The sequence below is a fragment of the Peterkaempfera griseoplana genome, from assembly GCF_001418575.1.
GTDB lineage: Bacteria > Actinomycetota > Actinomycetes > Streptomycetales > Streptomycetaceae > Peterkaempfera > Peterkaempfera griseoplana.
Genome location: NZ_LIQR01000730.1, coordinates 327 through 1,786 on the forward strand (window position 1 = coordinate 327; position 1,460 = coordinate 1,786).

At 74.7% G+C, this 1,460-nt stretch carries 1 protein-coding gene; it reads left to right on the top strand.

The window, feature by feature from the left end; all coding sequences use genetic code 11:
• Positions 1-1,364, top strand: a 1,364-nt coding sequence (gene pgm, locus AOK09_RS36105) for a phosphoglucomutase (alpha-D-glucose-1,6-bisphosphate-dependent) (protein WP_245687644.1), incomplete at its 5' end; no start/stop codon positions are given.
• Between the last annotated feature and the right edge of the window lie 96 nt (positions 1,365-1,460).

A 1,460-nucleotide genomic window follows, 5' to 3' on the forward strand; every position in this document is an offset into this window, starting at 1 on the left:
TCACCGCCCTGGAGGTGCTGGCCGCCAACGGTGTCACCACGCTGATCGACGCCGCCGACGGCTACACCCCCACCCCGGCGGTCTCCCACGCCATCCTGACGCACAACCGGGACCGGGGCGGCGCCCGGGCCGACGGCATCGTGGTGACCCCGTCCCACAACCCGCCCGCCGACGGCGGCTTCAAGTACAACCCCCCGCACGGCGGCCCGGCCGGCTCCGACGCCACCTCCTGGATCCAGGACCGCGCCAACGCCCTGATCGAGGGCGGCCTCAAGGAGGTCCGGCGGATCCCCCACGCCCGCGCGCTGGCCGCGGACACCACGGGCCGCCACGACTTCCTCGGCGCCTATGTGGACGACCTGCCCGCCGTCCTGGACCTCGACGCGGTGAGGGACGCCGGGGTGCGGATCGGCGCCGACCCGCTGGGCGGCGCGTCCGTCGCCTACTGGGGCCGGATCGCCGAGCGCCACCGCCTGGACCTCACCGTGGTCAACCCCGTCGCCGACCCCACCTGGCGGTTCATGACCCTGGACTGGGACGGCAGGATCCGGATGGACTGCTCCTCGCCCTACGCCATGGCCTCGCTGATCCGGCAGCGCGACGACTACACCGTGTCCACCGGCAACGACGCCGACGCCGACCGGCACGGGATCGTCACCCCCGACGGCGGCCTGATGAACCCCAACCACTACCTGGCCGTCGCCATCCGCTACCTCTGCACCCATCGCCCCGACTGGCCGGCGGGTGCCGGGATCGGCAAGACCCTGGTCTCCTCCTCCATGATCGACCGGGTGGTGGGCGATCTGGGGCGGCCGCTGGTCGAAGTGCCGGTCGGCTTCAAGTGGTTCGTGGACGGGCTGTACGGCGGCACCCTGGGCTTCGGCGGTGAGGAGTCGGCGGGGGCGTCCTTCCTGCGCCGTGACGGCCGGGTGTGGACCACCGACAAGGACGGCATCCTGCTCGCCCTGCTCGCCGCCGAGATCACCGCGGTGACGGGCACCACCCCCTCCCGGCACTACGCCGAGCTCACCGACCGCTTCGGCGACCCCGCCTACGCCCGGGTCGACGCCCCCGCGACCCGGGAGCAGAAGGCGGTGCTGGCCCGGCTCTCCGCGCAGCAGGTCACCGCCACCGAACTGGCCGGCGAGCCGGTCACCGCCGTCCTCACCGAGGCCCCCGGCAACGGCGCCGCCATCGGCGGCCTCAAGGTCTGCACCGCGAACGCCTGGTTCGCCGCCCGGCCGTCGGGCACCGAGGACGTCTACAAGATCTACGCCGAGAGCTTCCGCGGCCCCGACCACCTCGGCCAGGTGCAGGAGGAGGCCAGGGCGCTGGTCGCCACGGCCCTGGGCGGGGCCGTTTGATGGCCGGCGGGGGGCCTGCCGGGACCGCGGGGCCCGGTGACACGGAGGGCATCCCCGAGCCCGGGGGAGCGGAGGCGGCCGCCCGGCGGCTGCGGG